General features: G+C 55.2%; 16 protein-coding genes. 8 read left to right on the top strand and 8 right to left on the bottom strand.

Annotated elements, in window-relative coordinates; all coding sequences use genetic code 11:
• Positions 1-17: 17 nt before the first annotated feature.
• A complete protein-coding gene (locus L977_RS04760; RefSeq protein ID WP_047625009.1) occupies positions 18-1,649 on the top strand; it encodes a Na/Pi cotransporter family protein in 1,632 nt (543 codons plus the stop codon).
• Here L977_RS04760 and L977_RS04755 read toward each other — a convergent pair.
• A complete protein-coding gene (locus tag L977_RS04755) occupies positions 1,646-1,933 on the bottom strand; it encodes an addiction module antidote protein (protein ID WP_047625021.1) in 288 nt (95 codons plus the stop codon). The two genes, L977_RS04760 and L977_RS04755, sit on opposite strands and share 4 nt — an antisense overlap.
• 5 nt (positions 1,934-1,938) lie before the next feature.
• Positions 1,939-2,241: a type II toxin-antitoxin system RelE/ParE family toxin gene (locus L977_RS04750; protein WP_047625006.1), complete on the bottom strand. Its 303-nt coding sequence runs from the start codon at positions 2,239-2,241 to the stop codon at positions 1,939-1,941.
• 196 nt (positions 2,242-2,437) lie between these two features.
• Between L977_RS04750 and rluF the strand changes: the two genes are divergently transcribed.
• Positions 2,438-3,310, top strand: coding sequence for a 23S rRNA pseudouridine(2604) synthase RluF (gene rluF, locus L977_RS04745; RefSeq protein WP_032637776.1), 873 nt, complete (start codon positions 2,438-2,440; stop codon positions 3,308-3,310).
• On the opposite strand, the gene L977_RS04740 is transcribed toward rluF, so the two are convergent.
• The 3 genes from L977_RS04740 to lysC form a co-directional block, all read right to left on the bottom strand.
• Entirely contained in the window at positions 3,311-3,583 is a 273-nt protein-coding gene (locus L977_RS04740) for a DUF3811 domain-containing protein (RefSeq protein ID WP_014882093.1), read from the bottom strand. It abuts the gene before it with no gap.
• A gap of 41 nt (positions 3,584-3,624) precedes the next feature.
• Positions 3,625-4,569 (bottom strand): ketopantoate/pantoate/pantothenate transporter PanS, encoded by a 945-nt coding sequence (gene panS, locus L977_RS04735; RefSeq protein WP_047625003.1) that lies wholly within the window; start codon positions 4,567-4,569, stop codon positions 3,625-3,627.
• A 93-nt stretch (positions 4,570-4,662) separates the two neighbouring features.
• Positions 4,663-6,012, bottom strand: coding sequence for a lysine-sensitive aspartokinase 3 (gene lysC, locus L977_RS04730; RefSeq protein WP_023331779.1), 1,350 nt, complete (start codon positions 6,010-6,012; stop codon positions 4,663-4,665).
• A 373-nt stretch (positions 6,013-6,385) separates the two neighbouring features.
• On the opposite strand from lysC, the gene pgi reads away from it, so the two are divergent.
• From pgi to psiE, 6 genes are all read left to right on the top strand, one after another.
• Positions 6,386-8,035 carry a glucose-6-phosphate isomerase gene (gene pgi / locus L977_RS04725; RefSeq protein WP_014882096.1) on the top strand — a complete coding sequence of 550 codons (1,650 nt, stop codon included), beginning with the start codon at positions 6,386-6,388 and terminating at the stop codon, positions 8,033-8,035.
• A gap of 367 nt (positions 8,036-8,402) precedes the next feature.
• Positions 8,403-8,645, top strand: coding sequence for an exopolysaccharide production protein YjbE (yjbE, locus tag L977_RS04720; protein WP_003860341.1), 243 nt, complete (start codon positions 8,403-8,405; stop codon positions 8,643-8,645).
• 63 nt (positions 8,646-8,708) lie between these two features.
• Positions 8,709-9,347: a YjbF family lipoprotein gene (locus L977_RS04715; RefSeq protein WP_014882097.1), complete on the top strand. Its 639-nt coding sequence runs from the start codon at positions 8,709-8,711 to the stop codon at positions 9,345-9,347.
• A complete protein-coding gene (locus tag L977_RS04710) occupies positions 9,344-10,084 on the top strand; it encodes a capsule biosynthesis GfcC family protein (RefSeq protein ID WP_014882098.1) in 741 nt (246 codons plus the stop codon). Before L977_RS04715 ends, L977_RS04710 begins: the two co-directional genes overlap by 4 nt.
• Positions 10,081-12,177, top strand: a complete 2,097-nt coding sequence (locus L977_RS04705) for a YjbH domain-containing protein (protein WP_045281840.1) — start codon at positions 10,081-10,083, stop codon at positions 12,175-12,177. Before L977_RS04710 ends, L977_RS04705 begins: the two co-directional genes overlap by 4 nt.
• A gap of 178 nt (positions 12,178-12,355) precedes the next feature.
• Positions 12,356-12,766 (top strand): phosphate-starvation-inducible protein PsiE, encoded by a 411-nt coding sequence (gene psiE, locus L977_RS04700; RefSeq protein WP_000202963.1) that lies wholly within the window; start codon positions 12,356-12,358, stop codon positions 12,764-12,766.
• Positions 12,767-12,862: 96 nt separating this feature from the next.
• Here psiE and malG read toward each other — a convergent pair whose 3' ends face one another.
• The 3 genes from malG to malE all read right to left on the bottom strand — a co-directional run bounded on the left by malG (position 12,863) and on the right by malE (position 16,623).
• Positions 12,863-13,753, bottom strand: a complete 891-nt coding sequence (gene malG, locus L977_RS04695) for a maltose ABC transporter permease MalG (protein ID WP_003860332.1) — start codon at positions 13,751-13,753, stop codon at positions 12,863-12,865.
• 14 nt (positions 13,754-13,767) lie between these two features.
• Entirely contained in the window at positions 13,768-15,312 is a 1,545-nt protein-coding gene (malF, locus tag L977_RS04690) for a maltose ABC transporter permease MalF (protein WP_047624999.1), read from the bottom strand.
• A gap of 120 nt (positions 15,313-15,432) precedes the next feature.
• A complete protein-coding gene (gene malE / locus L977_RS04685; RefSeq protein WP_047624998.1) occupies positions 15,433-16,623 on the bottom strand; it encodes a maltose/maltodextrin ABC transporter substrate-binding protein MalE in 1,191 nt (396 codons plus the stop codon).
• Positions 16,624-16,930 lie beyond the last annotated feature (307 nt).

The following is a 16,930-nucleotide window of genomic DNA, read 5'->3' as shown; positions in this document are numbered from 1 at the left end:
AAGGAGGAAAACCTTCCGTGCTGACCCTGTTACATCTGCTCTCCGCAGTCGCACTGCTCGTTTGGGGGACCCATATCGTCCGTACCGGCGTGATGCGCGTCTTTGGTGCTCGTTTACGCACCGTTCTCAGCAGCAGCGTTGAGAAGAAGCCGCTCGCCTTTTGTGCGGGGATAGGCGTCACGGCGCTGGTTCAGAGCAGTAATGCCACCACCCTGCTTGTCACCTCCTTTGTGGCACAGGATCTGGTGGCGCTCGCGCCGGCACTGGTGATCGTGCTGGGGGCCGACGTAGGTACCGCGCTGATGGCGCGTATTCTGACGTTCGATCTCTCCTGGCTGTCGCCGCTGCTGATTTTCATTGGCGTCATCTTCTTCCTCGGGCGCAAACAGACGCGTGCCGGGCAGCTTGGGCGCGTGGGGATTGGCCTGGGGCTGATCCTGCTGGCGCTGGAGCTGATTGTGCAGGCAGTCACCCCCATCACCGAAGCCAACGGCGTTCAGGTCATCTTCGCCTCTCTGACCGGTGACATCATGCTGGACGCGCTGATTGGCGCGGTGTTTGCCATCGTCAGCTATTCAAGCCTGGCAGCCGTATTGCTGACGGCCACGCTCACCGCTGCCGGGGCGATCTCCTTCCCGGTGGCGCTATGTCTGGTGATTGGTGCGAACCTGGGGTCTGGCCTGCTGGCAATGCTCAACAACAGTGCCGCCAACGCTGCGGCTCGCCGCGTGGCGCTCGGCAGCCTGCTGTTTAAGCTGGTGGGTAGCCTGATTATCCTGCCGTTTGTGCACCCGCTGGCGAACCTGATGGATAACCTCTCGCTGCCGAAAGCGGAGCTGGTGATCTATTTCCACGTTTTCTATAACCTGGTGCGCTGCCTGGCGATGGTGCCTTTTGCGGGGCCGATGGCCCGCTTTTGCGAACGACTCATTCAGGATGAACCGGAGCTGGATGCGCGCCTGAAACCGAAGCATCTGGATACCTCCGCGCTGGATACCCCGGCGCTGGCGCTGGCGAATGCCGCCCGCGAGACGCTACGCATGGGTGATGCGATGGAAACCATGCTCGAAGGGCTGCAGAAGGTGATGCACGGCGAACCGCGCGAAGAGAAAGAGTTGCGCAGGCTGGCGGACGATATCAACGTGCTTTATACCGCCATTAAGCTCTATCTGGCGCGTATTCCGCAGGATGAACTGGCGGAAGAGGAGTCTCGCCGCTGGGCAGAAATCATCGAGATGTCGCTCAACCTGGAGCAAGCCTCCGATATCGTGGAGCGTATGGGGAGTGAGATTGCAGATAAGTCACTGGCAGCACGTCGGGCATTCTCCATTGAGGGCCTGAAGGAGCTGGAGGCGCTCCACGAACAGCTGTTGAGCAACCTGAAGCTGGCGATGCTGGTCTTCTTCTCCAGCGACGTGCCGAGCGCGCGCCGCCTGCGTCGTAACAAGCATCGATTCCGCATCCTCAACCGTCGCTACTCGCACGCCCACGTTGAGCGTCTTCATCAGCAAAACGTGCAGAGTATCGAGACCAGCTCCCTGCACCTGGGGCTGCTGGGGGATATGAAGCGTCTTAACTCGTTGTTCTGCGCGGTAGCCTATAGCGTGATGGAACAGCCGGATGAAGATGACGAGCGGGACGAGTTTTAATTCTCAACATGCTTGAGAGTTAGCTCGAGGCCCAGCGCTTTCATAACCGCCATTGTGGTTTTAAGCGTTGGGTTACCCTTATCACTGAATGACCGATAAAGCTGCTCTCGTGATAAGCCGGTATGCTGTGAAATGCTTGACATTCCTTTGGCTCGCGCGACAACGCCAAGGGCTTTAGCGATATACGTCGAGTCACCTGTTTCTAGTGCATCAGCTATAAATACTGCGATTTCCTCGTCATCTACCAGTGCGTCGGCTGGATCATAAGGTGTTAATTTACTCATGTGCATTACTCCAGCAGAATGAATGTCTTGGCCAGCATTTTTGCCATCAGTATGTCTTTATCCTGGCTGCTTTTATCGCCGCCACTTAACAGCACGATGATGCAATCCCCTGTTTGTTTAAAATAGATTCTGTAGCCCGGGCCATAGTGGATTCTTAGTTCACTTATCCCTTCACCCACGGATTTAACGTCGCCCTTTAAGCCATATGACAATCGAAAGAGCCGAGAAGCGATAATGGTTTTCGCTCGCCGATCTTTCAGGTTTTGCTCCCAGCGTCGGAAGGATTCTGTCTGAACGATCTCCTTCATAGTACTCCCTGTGATTTATAAACTACAAATACTTTTGCCTGATGAGCAAAATAAAAGGAGTAAGTAAATGGGTAAATGACAGGTTGCTCAATCCTGAAAGCCTCTCGCAAACTAAAGAACCCGTCTCAGTTACCGTCGGCTAATCTTTTTTTCCAGCCCAAACCTAAGGTATATTTCGCCCTTCACAGGAGAAACTATGCTGCCAACTCAATCAACCCGATTAAACAAATACATTAGCGAGAGCGGGATCTGCTCACGTCGCGAGGCTGACCGTTACATTGAACAAGGTAACGTGTTTCTTAACGGCAAACGCGCCACCATCGGCGATCAGGTGGTGCCTGGCGACGTGGTCAAAGTGAATGGTCAGGTCATCGAACCGCGTGATGCAGAAGACCTGGTGTTTATCGCGTTGAATAAACCGGTTGGGATTGTCAGCACCACGGAAGACGGTGAGCGAGACAACATCGTTGATTTCGTGAACCACAGCAGCCGCATCTTCCCGATTGGCCGTCTGGATAAAGATTCGCAGGGGCTGATTTTCCTCACCAACCATGGCGATCTGGTGAACAAAATCCTGCGAGCCGGTAACGACCATGAGAAAGAGTACATCGTTACGGTAAACAAACTGGTAACGGACGAGTTTATCCGCGGGATGAGCGCAGGCGTGCCGATCCTGGGTACGGTGACGAAGAAGTGTAAGGTCAAGAAAGAAGCGCCTTTCGCGTTCCGTATTACCCTGGTACAGGGCTTAAACCGCCAGATCCGCCGCATGTGCGAGTACTTCGGTTATGAAGTGACGAAGCTTGAACGTACGCGCATCATGAACGTTAGCCTGTCCGGGATCCCGCTGGGCGAGTGGCGTGACTTAACGGATGACGAGCTGATTGAGCTGTTCAGGCTTATCGAAAACTCGTCGTCAGAAGCGAAGCCGAAGGCTAAGGCGAAGCCGAAAACCCAGGCGATTAAACGCCCGGTGGTGAAGGCGCCGCAGGCGGAAGAGAAAGGGCGAGGCAAGCCGGGTAACGGTAAGCGATTTACCCAGCCGGGTCGTAAAAAGAAAGGGCGCTGATTAGCGCCTTCCACGGGTTGACGTGCTGGCGGACCAGGAGAAGGTCGCCTCTGCATCCGGTTTATAAGCCTGCTCTTTTTTCAGTTTGCGGGCTTTCTTCGCCGCGGCGTCACGTTCCGCCATCAGCTTGTCGATGTACTCTTTTTTCACCTGATTGGTTTCGGCGTTCGTCAGCGTGCGGCCATGTGCAATGCGGGCGCGGTCGAGAAGCGTTTTCAGTTCGCGCTGCTCGGCTTCCGTCATGTCTTTCTGGGTCAAACGTGGTGTAGCCATTGCTGAAGCCTCCTGAGGGGGAGGCTTCAGTGTAAAGCAATTCAATCCTGTTTCACCGATTCTTTTTTCGTTTGTGCATTAATCGGTTTGCCGGACCAGTAGCCCGCCAGCAGCGAACCTGAAAGATTGTGCCACACCGAGAACAGGGCACCCGGCAGGGCCGCCAGCGGCGAGAAGTAAATTTTGCCAAGCGCCGCCGCCAGACCGGAGTTCTGCATCCCGACTTCAATCGCCAGCGTGCGGCAGGTGGATTCGTCGAAACCAAACAGCTTCCCGCCCCAGTATCCTCCCAGCAGTCCGATGGTGTTATGCAGCACGACTGCGACGATCACCACAAAACCGACGGAAGCAATGTGCGAGGCAGAACCCGCCACCACGGCGCTGATGATGGCCAGAATGCAGACCATTGAAAACGCAGGCAGGTAGGGCTCAACGGCTTTCACCACGCGCGGGAACAGATGGTGAATGACTAGTCCCAGTGCAATCGGGATCACCACAATCTGCAGAATGCTGAGCAGCATCCCCATCACGTCCACCTGAATATGCGCGTCCACGTACAGGCGGGTTAACAGCGGCGTGGCAATCACGCCCACCAGCGTGGAAACGGATGAAATGGTAACGGAGAGGGCAACATCCCCTTTCGCCAGATAGATCATGACGTTAGACGCCGTGCCGCTGGCGACGCTGCCCACCAGCACCATTCCGGCAGAGAGATCCGGCGGCATCTTAAAGGCCATCGCCAGCAGCCACGCCGCGAGCGGCATCACCAGGTAATGCAGGAAGATACCCGCAGCAACCGGAGCCGGGCGCGACAGCACGCGTTTGAAATCGTCGATTTTTAAATGCACGCCCATGCCGAACATAATCAGCATCAGCAGCGTGGCGACCCATGGACCAATACCGGTGAACGTGGCGGGCGTGTAATACGCGAGGACAGAGAGCAGCAGCGCCCATAAGGGGAACAGCCGGGTGATAACGGATAACATAGTGAATTCCTTGCAGTATTGTCGTGTTGTTTTGTTATGAAAAAGCCGGGTCTGTGCCCGGCTTATCGATATTGTTTAACGTGCTAACGAATTTTATTCAAACAAATTCTGATGAAGTTTCTGCACGACCTGCTCAGCCTGATCCGCAGGGACCAGGAAACAAAGGTTGTAGCTGGAGGCACCGTAGCAAATCATGCGGATGTTGAACGGGTCGAGCACACCAAACACCTCTTTGCCCACGCCGCAGGCGCGCGACAGCTTGTTGCCAATGATGGCCACCAGCGCCAGGTTTTCTTCCACTTCCACGCGGCACAGCTCGGACAACTCAATCAGCAGCGACTGCGTCAGCAGGGTATCGCCGGTGGAGGTCGAGCCGGTGGTGTCCAGCGTCAGCGCAATACTCACTTCGGAGGTGGTGATGAGGTCTACGGAGATATTGTGACGCGCCAGAATGCCAAACACCTCTGCCAGGAAACCGCGGGAGTGGAGCATATTGTGGCTATGCAGCGTCACCAGCGTCTGGCGACGGCGCAGGGCCAGCGCACGGAACAGCGGTGGATTTTCCGTTTTCTTGCAAACCAGCGTGCCGCCCGCTTTAGGATCTTTACTGGAGCCCACGAAGACCGGAATATCGCTGCGCACGGCAGGCAGCAGCGTAGCCGGGTGTAGCACCTTCGCGCCGAAGGTGGCCATTTCCGCCGCTTCTTCAAACGCGATCACATCAATACGTTTCGCCGCGGAAACCACGCGCGGGTCGGTGGTGTAGATACCCGGCACGTCAGTCCAGATATCCACACGGGTGGCATGCAGAGCTTCACCCAGCAGAGCCGCGGTATAGTCGCTGCCGCCACGGCCCAGCGTCGTCGTGCGACCTTTGGCTTCGCTGCCGATAAAGCCCTGGGTGACCACCATGCCTTCAGCCAGGCGCGGGGCCAGTTGCTGGTTGGTGAGCTCAGCCAGCATCTCAACGTCCGGTTCAGCGCGGCCAAAACGGTCACTGGTGCGCATCACTTTACGCACGTCAAACCACTGCGCCTGAACGTTACGTTCGCGCATGATTTCAACGAACAGCAGGGTAGACATCAATTCACCGTGGCTGACCAGTTCATCGGTCAGGGCGGTGGAGGTGGCCAGAGACGCTGCTTCTGCCAGGGTGGTGATATTTTCCAGCAGGCGTTCCACTTCTTCGCGGATCACGTTTGGATTTTGCAGACGCTCAAGGATGTCGAACTGAATTTTGCGCAGTGCATCCAGCTTCACGAAACGTTCTGTCGCTTCCAGTCCTTCAGACAGAGAAACCAGCAGGTTCGTCACGCCAGCGGATGCGGAGAGCACCACCAGGCGGGTATTCGGATCGGCCAGCACCACATCGGCGCTGCGGTTCATGGCATCGTAGTCGGCCACACTGGTGCCGCCAAACTTGGCGACCACAAAACTCGTCATAACAACCTCGTGTCAGGGAATGAATAAGCGACCTTGGCACAAGAGTGAAACGAAAACAGGTGCAGGCGCAAAATACGGCCCTATAAATAAAATGCGGGGGAGGTCCTGTCAATGCTGGGATTATGCGGATTTTTTATGGGGGGGTACCCCTGAGAAACAGGACTTATAACAGGGCCATATTTTATGCTCCGTTTTACCCCCTTTTGACCGACAATTCGCCGCCCGGGAGGGCACTTCAGCAGCTATACTTTTCGGGTCTTTTCACCTGTGTTTGATGCAGGCCAGGGCAATGGCATAAAAACCATCACAATTTTTATTTGCAGGCGCTACAATCGACCGCAGTCACAATTCTCAAATCAGAAGAGTATTGCTAATGAAAAACATCAACCCAACGCAGACCGCTGCCTGGCAGGCACTCCAGAAACATTTTGATGAAATGAAAGACGTCACCATCGCGGATCTGTTCGCGAAAGATGCCGATCGTTTCGCTAAGTTCTCCGCGACCTTCGACGACCTGATGCTGGTGGATTTTTCCAAAAACCGCATTACCGAAGAGACGCTGGCAAAGCTGCAGGATCTGGCAAAAGAGACTCAGCTTGCCGACGCTATCAAGTCCATGTTCTCCGGCGAGAAAATCAACCGCACCGAAGACCGTGCTGTGCTGCACGTGGCCCTGCGTAACCGTAGCAATACGCCAATCATCGTTGACGGCAAAGATGTTATGCCGGAAGTGAACGCGGTGCTGGAAAAGATGAAAGCTTTCTCCGAAGCGATCATCTCCGGTAGCTGGAAAGGCTATACCGGTAAAGCGATCACCGACGTGGTAAACATCGGCATCGGCGGTTCTGATCTGGGTCCGTTCATGGTGACCGAAGCGCTGCGTCCGTACAAAAACCACCTCAACATGCATTTCGTGTCTAACGTCGATGGTACTCACATCGCGGAAGTGCTGAAGAACGTGAACCCGGAAACCACCCTGTTCCTGGTGGCGTCTAAAACCTTCACCACCCAGGAAACCATGACCAACGCCCACAGCGCGCGTGACTGGTTCCTGAAAACCGCGGGCGACAACAAGCACGTGGCGAAACACTTTGCGGCGCTGTCCACCAATGGTAAAGCGGTTGGCGAGTTCGGTATCGACACCGCGAACATGTTCGAGTTCTGGGACTGGGTTGGCGGCCGTTACTCTCTGTGGTCTGCCATCGGTTTGTCCATCATTCTGTCCGTAGGCTTCGATAACTTCGTTGAACTGCTCTCCGGCGCGCACGCGATGGATAAACACTTCTCCACCACCGCACCTGAGAAAAACCTGCCGGTGCTGCTGGCGCTGATTGGTATCTGGTACAACAACTTCTTTGGCGCTGAAACCGAAGCGATCCTGCCGTACGACCAGTACATGCATCGCTTTGCGGCCTACTTCCAGCAGGGCAATATGGAATCCAACGGTAAGTACGTTGACCGTAACGGCAACGCGGTGGATTACCAGACGGGTCCAATCATCTGGGGTGAGCCGGGCACTAACGGCCAGCACGCGTTCTACCAGTTGATCCACCAGGGAACCAAAATGGTACCGTGCGATTTCATCGCCCCGGCTATTACCCATAACCCGCTGTCTGACCACCATCCAAAACTGCTGTCTAACTTCTTCGCCCAGACTGAAGCGCTGGCGTTCGGTAAATCCCGCGAGGTGGTTGAGCAGGAGTATCGCGATCAGGGTAAAGATCCGGCCACGCTGGACCACGTTGTGCCGTTCAAAGTGTTCGAAGGCAACCGCCCAACCAACTCCATCCTGCTGCGTGAAATCACCCCGTTCAGCCTGGGTGCGCTGATTGCGCTGTACGAGCACAAGATCTTTACTCAGGGTGCCATCCTGAACATCTTCACCTTTGACCAGTGGGGCGTTGAACTGGGCAAACAGCTTGCAAACCGCATTCTGCCAGAGCTGGGTGACGATAAAGCGATCACCAGCCACGACAGCTCGACCAATGGTTTGATTAACCGCTATAAAGCCTGGCGCGCGTAATTAAAACATCATGAAAATGTGCCGGCGAAATGCCGGCATTTTTTTATCGGATAATTCCTGATGTCTGTTAGTTAACTCAAATTCTGGATGTGAGTTTAATCCGAAAAAGACGGTTAACCCGTTAATTGCTGCGGTTTATTTTAAGAAAATACGCAGATGTTAGTTAATGAATTTATATTATAAATTATTGATTTTTAGTGATTATATATTTTAATTATTTGCTTTTCATTTCGATTTTATCCATTAGTCCGAAAACCCATTCCCTATTTCCCCTCACGGTAATCCCGCTGCTTTAGTTGTGTATACTCGATTCCGCCTGAATTTCTTTTCGGGCAAATCTCCATTCATTCATTGAAGGGAAATTGTTATGAAGAAAGTACTGTATGGCATTTTTGCCATATCTGCACTTGCGGCGACATCTGTCTATGCAGCTCCGGTCCAGGTCGGGGAAGCAGCAGGGTCGGCAGCGACGTCTGCGTCTGCGGGAAGCTCTACCGCAGCCAGCACCAGCGCCGTAAGTTCAGCCGTGGGTGTCGCGCTGGCGGCAACCGGTGGCGGTGATGGCTCCAATACCGGAACCACGACCACTACGACAACCAGCACCCAGTAAGACCGGGTGTTTTAATCATAACCACACTTCGGTGTGGTTATTTCGCCCCTTCGGAGAAGAGTCGTGAAGCGACCTGCAATCATTCTGATTTGCCTGCTGTTGCAGGCGTGCTCAGCCACCACCAAAGGGCTGGGTCATTCACTGTGGGACAGCCTGTTCGGTACGCCGGGCGTGCAATTGACCGATGACGAACTTCAGAACATGCCCTACGCCAGTCAGTACATGCAGCTTAATGATGGCCCGCAACTGTTTGTGGTGCTCGCTTTCGATGAAAACGGGCAGCAGAAATGGGTGACGCAGGATCAGGCCACCATCGTGACGCAGCATGGCCGTATCGTGAAAACCCTGCTCGGGGGCGACAACCTGCTTGAGGTGAACAATATCGCGGCCGATCCGCTGATCAAGCCGAACCAGATTACCGACGGCGCTGGCTGGACGCGCACGATGGGCTGGACTGAACACAAGCAGGTGCGTTACGCCACGGCGCATTCCACCTTCCGCTGGGATGGCACCGACAGTGTGAAAGTGGGGAGCGATGAAACCCAGGTACGCGTGCTGGATGAAGAGGTAACAACCGACCAGGCCACCTGGCATAACCGCTTCTGGATCGACGAGGAAGGGCAAATCCGTCAGTCCCTGCAGTATCTCGGTGCCGGTTTCTTCCCGGTGAAAACCACGCTGATCAAGGCCGCAAAATCATGAAAACAATTATCCGCGTTGCGCTAATTGCGAGCCTTGCAACCCCTGCGGCATGGTCTGCAGGAACGGTGAAGGTCTACACGGCGGACAACGAGAAACCCAAAACGTTAACCAACGCTGAACATCTGCTCGATCTCGTCGGGCAGCCGAGGCTTGCCAACAGCTGGTGGCCGGGGGCGGTGATCGGCGAGCGTCAGGCAACGATTAAGGCAGAGCAAGAACATCTTGCACTGCTTGCCCGTCTGACAGGTCTGGCGGCGCAGGAAGACGGTGACGATGCCGCAGCAATCAATAGCATTCGCCAGCAGCTTCAGGCGCTGAAGGTGACTGGCCGCCAGAAGGTGAATCTTGATCCCGATGAAGTACGCGTCACGGAAAAGGGCAACCCAACCCTTGAAGGGGAGTACACCCTCTGGCTGCCCGTAAAACCGACGACGGTGACCGTGATGGGGCTTGTCAGCAGCCCGGGTAAAAAGCCCTTTACGCCAGGTCGCGACGTGGTGAGCTATCTCGACGAGCAAAGCCTGCTGAGCGGTGCCGATAACAGCTACGCCTGGGTCGTTTACCCTGACGGGCACACGCAAAAAGCGCCGGTAGCTTACTGGAATAAACGTCATATCGAGCCCATGCCTGGCAGCATCATTTTTGTCGGTTTTGCCGACCATTTCTGGACGAAGGCATATGACGGGCTTAACGCCGATATCCTTCACTCCCTGACACAGCGGATACCGGAAGAATGAAAAAAACCTATCTCTACAGCATGCTGGCGCTCTGTGTAAGCGCCGCCTGTCATGCAGAAACGTATCCGGCACCCATTGGCCCGTCTCAGTCAGACTTCGGCGGCATCGGTTTACTGCAAACGCCCACCGCGCGCATGGCGCGTGAAGGGGAAATCAGTCTGAACTACCGCGATAACGACCAGTACCGCTACTATTCCGCCTCGGTACAGCTTTTCCCGTGGCTTGAAACCACGCTGCGCTACACCGATGTGCGAACGAAACAGTACAGCAGCGTCGAGGCGTTCTCTGGCGACCAGACTTACAAAGATAAAGCCTTCGACCTCAAGCTGCGCCTGTGGGAAGAGAGCTACTGGATGCCGCAGGTGTCCGTGGGGGCCAAAGATATCGGCGGGACCGGCCTGTTTGATGCGGAATACATTGTGGCCAGCAAGGCCTGGGGGCCGTTCGACTTCTCGCTTGGCCTGGGATGGGGCTATCTCGGTACCAGCGGTAACGTCAAAAACCCGTTCTGCACCTACAGCGATAAATATTGCTACCGCGATAACAGTTACCAGAAAGCGGGTTCCATCAACGGCGACCAGATGTTCCATGGCCCGGCCTCGCTGTTCGGTGGCGTGGAATACCAGACCCCCTGGCAGCCATTGCGCCTGAAGCTGGAGTACGAAGGAAACGACTACTCTCAGGATTTCGCCGGGAAGATTGAGCAGAAGAGCAAGTTTAACGTCGGCGCCATTTATCGCGTCACCGACTGGGCCGACGTTAACCTCAGCTACGAGCGCGGTAATACCGTGATGTTTGGTTTCACGCTGCGCACCAACTTTAATGACATGCGGCCGCACTACAATGATAACGCGCGCCCTGCCTACCAGCCGGAACCGCAGGATGCGATTCTGCAGCACTCCGTGGTGGCAAATCAGCTGACGCTGCTGAAATACAATGCCGGTCTGGCGGATCCGAAGATTCAGACCAAGGGCGACACGCTTTACGTCACCGGCGAGCAGGTGAAATACCGCGACTCGCGGGAAGGGATCGAGCGCGCCAACCGGATCGTCATGAACGATCTCCCGGACGGGATCCGCACGATCCGCGTGACCGAGAACCGCCTGAACCTGCCGCAGGTGACGACGGAAACGGACGTTGCCAGCCTCAAGCGCCATCTCGAAGGCGAGCCGCTCGGGCATGAAACCGAGCTGGTGCAAAAACGCGTTGAGCCGGTCGTGCCAGACACCACCGAGCAAGGCTGGTATATCGACAAGTCGCGCTTTGATTTCCATATCGATCCGGTGCTGAACCAGTCCGTTGGCGGACCGGAAAACTTCTACATGTATCAGCTGGGCGCAATGGCGACGGCAGATCTGTGGGTCACCGACCATCTGCTGACTACCGGTAGCCTGTTCGGCAATATCGCCAACAACTACGACAAATTTAACTACACCAACCCGCCGAACGATTCAAAACTGCCGCGTGTAAGAACTCGCGTTCGTGAATACGTGCAGAACGATGTCTACGTGAATAACCTGCAGGCCAACTACTTCCAGTACTTCGGCAACGGTTTCTACGGCCAGGTGTACGGCGGATATCTGGAAACCATGTTCGGTGGCGCAGGGGCAGAGGTGCTTTACCGTCCTGTCGACAGCAACTGGGCATTTGGGATTGATGCTAACTACGTGAAACAGCGTGACTGGCGCAGCGCGCAGGACATGATGAAGTTCACCGACTACAGCGTCAAAACGGGCCATCTGACCGCCTACTGGACACCGTCATTCGCGCAGGACGTACTGGTGAAAGCCAGCGTCGGCCAGTATCTGGCGGGCGACAAGGGTGGCACGCTGGATATCTCCAAACACTTCGACAGCGGCGTCGTGGTGGGCGGTTATGCCACCATCACCAACGTCTCGCCGGACGAGTACGGAGAAGGGGACTTTACTAAAGGGGTCTATGTGTCGATTCCGCTGGATCTCTTCTCGTCAGGCCCAACCCGCAGCCGTGCGGCAGTGGGCTGGACACCGCTGACGCGCGACGGGGGCCAGCAGCTTGGGCGTAAGTTCCAGCTGTATGACATGACCAGCGATAAGAACGTTAACTTCCGTTGATGCTTGTTTGCCCGGTGGCGCTGCGCTTACCGGGCCTACAAGAGTGTTTTTGTAGGCCGGGCAAACGCAGTGCCGACCGGCAAGAATGCTAATGCGGACAAAACATAAACAAAAAATATAGATCCCCGTCACATTTTTGCGTTATACAGGAACCTCGCCCTGGAGAATGAGGTGCTGTATGACATCCCTGACTCGCCCGCGCGTTGAGTTTATCTCAACGATCCTCCAGACCGTGCTAAATCTCGGTCTGCTAAGCCTTGGTCTGATTCTGGTCGTCTTCCTTGGCAAAGAGACGGTGCATCTGGCGGATGTGCTGTTCGCCCCTGAACAAACCAGCAAATATGCGCTGGTGGAAGGCCTGGTGGTCTACTTTCTCTACTTCGAGTTTATTGCCCTGATTGTGAAGTACTTTCAGTCGGGCTTTCACTTCCCGCTGCGCTATTTTGTCTACATTGGGATCACCGCGATTGTGCGGCTGATCATCGTCGATCATAAATCCCCCCTCGACGTGCTGATCTACTCGGCGGCGATCCTGCTGCTGGTGATCACCCTCTGGCTGTGTAACTCGAAGCGGCTGAAACGGGAATAAAAAAATGGCGCTCCGAAGAGCGCCTAACAACAGTCACAAGTTGGGTCAATACAATACGTCTAAAGTTGAGGGTTGCAGTGGCATAACAAATGAAACTTAACCTTTCACACCGCCCGCCGTCAGGCCGTTAACCAGCCAGCGCTGGGCCAGCAGGAACACCACGGTAATCGGGATGGCAGAGAGTACAGCCGCCGCAGCAAAGTCGCCCCACAGGTAGTTTTGCGGGTTGAGGTATTGCTGCATACCCACGGCCAGGGTGTAACTGTTCACGTCGCGCAGTAACAGGGAGGCGACCGGTACTTCGGTGATCGCAGCGATAAACGACAGGATAAACACCACCGCCAGGATAGGTACCGACAGCGGCAGCAGCACCAGACGGAAGGCCTGCCACGGAGTAGCGCCATCCAGCGCGGCCGCCTCTTCCAGCGAACCGTCGATGGTTTCGAAATACCCTTTGATGGTCCACACATGCAGGGCGATACCGCCAAGATAGGCGAAGATCACGCCGCCGTGGGTGTTCAGGCCGATAAACGGCACGTACTGACCCAGACGGTCAAACAGGGCATACAACGCGACCAGTGACAGCACGGCCGGGAACATCTGGAAAATGAGCATGCCTTTCAGCAGCGTCGCTTTGCCCGGGAAACGCATACGGGCGAAGGCGTAAGCACAGGTGGTGGAGAGCGTGACAATACCGATTGCGGTAATGGTCGCCACTTTCACCGAGTTCCACAGCCACAGCAGCACCGGGAACGGCGGGGGAGTCACGCGTCCATCCGCATGCTCCACGCTGAAGCCCAGCGCCAGCTTCCAGTGCTCCCAGGAGATTTCGTCCGGGATGAGACTCCCGGTCGCGAAGTTACCCGAACGCAGGGAGATAGCGATAACCATCAGCAGCGGGAACATGATTGCCGCGATGAAAATCAGCAGGCCTAAGTGTGTCGCCAGGAGGCGCAATTTCTGAGATTTGGGTTGTACCATAGCCATGATCGATGCCCTCCTTAGTCAAATTTCATACGTGTGGCTTTCAGGTTCACAATCGCCAGGGCACCAACCAGCAGGAAGATCAGGGTGGCAATGGCTGCTGCCAGACCGAAGTCCTGTCCGCCGCCGCCTTCGAAGGCGATACGGTAGGTGTAGCTCACAAGCAGGTCGGTATAGCCTGCCGGCGTGGTGGTGCCGAGACGGTCCGGGCCACCGTTGGTCAACAGCTGAATCAGCACGAAGTTGTTAAAGTTAAAGGCAAAGCTGGCAATCATCAGCGGGGTCAGCGGCTTAATGAGCAGCGGCAGCGTAATTTTAAAGAAGTTCTGGAACGGACCCGCGCCGTCCATCGCTGAAGCTTCGTACAGATCGTCCGGGATAGCCTTCAGCAGGCCCATGCACAGGATCATCATGTACGGGTAGCCCAGCCAGGTGTTCACGATAATAATCATCGAGCGGGCGGTGGTTGGGTCGCTGAACCAGGCCGGTTTGATACCGAACAGCGCGCTCAGCATCATGTTGATTTCACCGAAGCTCTGGTTAAACAGCCCTTTGAAAATCAGAATCGAGATAAACGACGGCACGGCATACGGCAGAATCAGCAGCACGCGGTAAATCGCTTTGCCTTTCAGGGATTCCCACTGCACGAGACAGGCCAGCACCATGCCCACGGCAACGGTCAGGATCACGGTGAGCACCGAGAAAATCACCGTCCAGACGAAGATGGCGAAGAACGGTTTCTGGATGCCTTCGTCGGTGAACACGCGGGTAAAGTTATCCCAGCCGATGGTAACGGTATAACCCGGGCTGAGTTTGTCATCACCCCATTTGCCGTCGGCAGTAATGGACTGATAGAAACCAATGTCGTTGTTCGGGCGATACTTCACGCCGCTCTGATTGTTAGTCAGCGTGCCGTCTTTTGCCAGGGTATAGAGCGGCTGAGTGCCGGAGAACTGGCGCAGCGAGCTCATGGTCACTTTGCTTTCATCTGGCAGCACGGCGGTGAGCTGGGTCAACGCCTGGCGGTTCTGGGTAATGATCCGCAGGTTAGCACGTTCACCTTCCGGCAGGGCCGCAGCCTCTTTTAAGGTCAGCTTCTGCTCGCCGCCAAATTTAAACGCGTCGGAAATATAGTTTTTGCCGCTCTCACCATCAGTGAGCGCTAACTTCCATTCGTCACCCGCAGGATACAGGCCGAAATTAAAGGTTTTTCCCGCCTGATAGGAACGGTCCAGAAGCACCTGTTGGGCGCGTTCCTGCGCAAGCTGGTTGGTGCTGCTGTAGTTGGTGAATGCAATGGCGATGGTACAGATCAGTGGGAACAGGACAAACAGCCCCATCCCGGCCACGCCAGGGTAAACATAGCGCCAGGCATAGGCTTTACGGTTGGCGAAAATATACAGGCCAGCAGAGCTTAAGATCAGCGTCATGATGGCAAAGAGATATTCCCCTTGTACGTACATTAAAACAACAAGGTAACCCACCAGCAGACACAGCAGACCTATCACTGACCATTTCAGCGCGTCGCTTTGCCACCAGTGCTTCTTTTTAATGACATCCATGGGGTTCTTCCTCTACAACGGTGGAAACTTTTCGTCAGGTGGCGCGGCGCTTACCTGACCTACGGATCGTGCCGTAGTCGTAGGGCGGGTAAGCGCACGCGCCACCCGCCGTTTTTCTGCTTACTTAGTAATACGACCCTGCGCATCCTTCAGCGCGGCATCAACAGTCTGACGACCGATTGCTGCGTTGATGACTGCAGTACGGGTGGCGTACCAGAACGCTGCCATCTGTGGGATGTTCGGCATGATTTCGCCTTTCTGGGCGTTATCCATAGTGGCCGCGATGCGTGGATCTTTCGCCAGCTGATCCTGGAAGGATTTCAGCGCCACGGCGCCCAGCGGTTTATCCTTGTTCACTTCATCCAGACCCTGATCGGTCAGCAGGTAGTTTTCCAGGAACTCTTTCGCCAGCTCTTTGTTCGGGCTGGCGGCGTTGATACCCGCACTCAGCACGCCAACGAACGGTTTAGACGGCTTGCCGTTGAAGGTTGGCAGCAGCGTTACGCCGTAGTTGATTTTGCTCTTATCGATGTTGGTCCAGGCCCACGGACCGTTGATGGTCATCGCGGTTTCGCCTTTGTTGAACGCCGCTTCCGCGATGGAGTAATCGGTATCCGCGTTCATGTGTTTGTTCTTGATCAGGTCAACCAGGAAGGTCAGGCCTTTTTTCGCGCCTGCGTTATCCACGCCCACGTCTTTCACGTCATATTTGCCGTTTTCAAACTTGAACGCGTAACCGCCGTCGGCAGCAATCAGCGGCCAGGTGAAGTACGGCTCTTGCAGGTTGAACATCAGAGCGGATTTACCTTTCGCCTTCAGCTCTTTATCCAGTTTCGGGATCTCTTCCCAGGTTTTCGGTGGGTTTGGTACCAGGTCTTTGTTGTAAATCAGAGACAGGGCTTCAACTGCGATAGGGTAAGCGATCAGCTTGCCGTTGTAGCGAACGGCATCCCAGGTGAACGGGAAGAGTTTGTCCTGGAACGCTTTGTCCGGGGTGACTTCAGCCAGCAGGCCAGACTGCGCGTAGCCGCCGAAACGGTCATGCGCCCAGAAGATGATGTCCGGGCCGTCGCCGGTTGCTGCAACCTGCGGGAATTTCTCTTCCAGTTTGTCCGGATGTTCTACGGTAACTTTGATACCGGTGTCTTTCTCGAATTTTTTGCCCACTTCGGCCAGGCCGTTATAGCCTTTGTCGCCGTTAATCCAGATAACCAGCTTGCCTTCTTCAATTTTGGCGAGCGCCGGTGCGGAAACCATCATTGCTGCAAGGGCGGACAATGCGAAAACGCGTGCGCCAGTCTTGATATTCATATCTGCCATCCTTTTGGTGATGTCTCGTAGTATGACTTCAGTGGTTCAACGTGAATCAGTCTCCTTATTTGACATCCTCTTTCCATCCTCCCAACCCCTACGCCCCACCCCCTGTTTGTGTGATCTCCGTTGCATAAATTTAAGTTATGAGTGCTGGCGCACATAAAAACCCACCGAATTTTGCAGGCGGCTTCACGAATTTCGCCTCAGCCCCCCGGCTGCGGTCGCAGAGCCTGCTCTCTCATCCTCCCGCCTCCTCCCCCATAAAAAAGCCGGGGGGTGGAGGATTCGTGAAAGTTATAGATAC

This window comes from Enterobacter sp. ZOR0014, assembly GCF_000798855.1.
Classification (GTDB): Bacteria; Pseudomonadota; Gammaproteobacteria; order Enterobacterales; family Enterobacteriaceae; genus Enterobacter; species Enterobacter kobei.
This window is presented reverse-complemented; position numbering and strand designations above follow the sequence as displayed.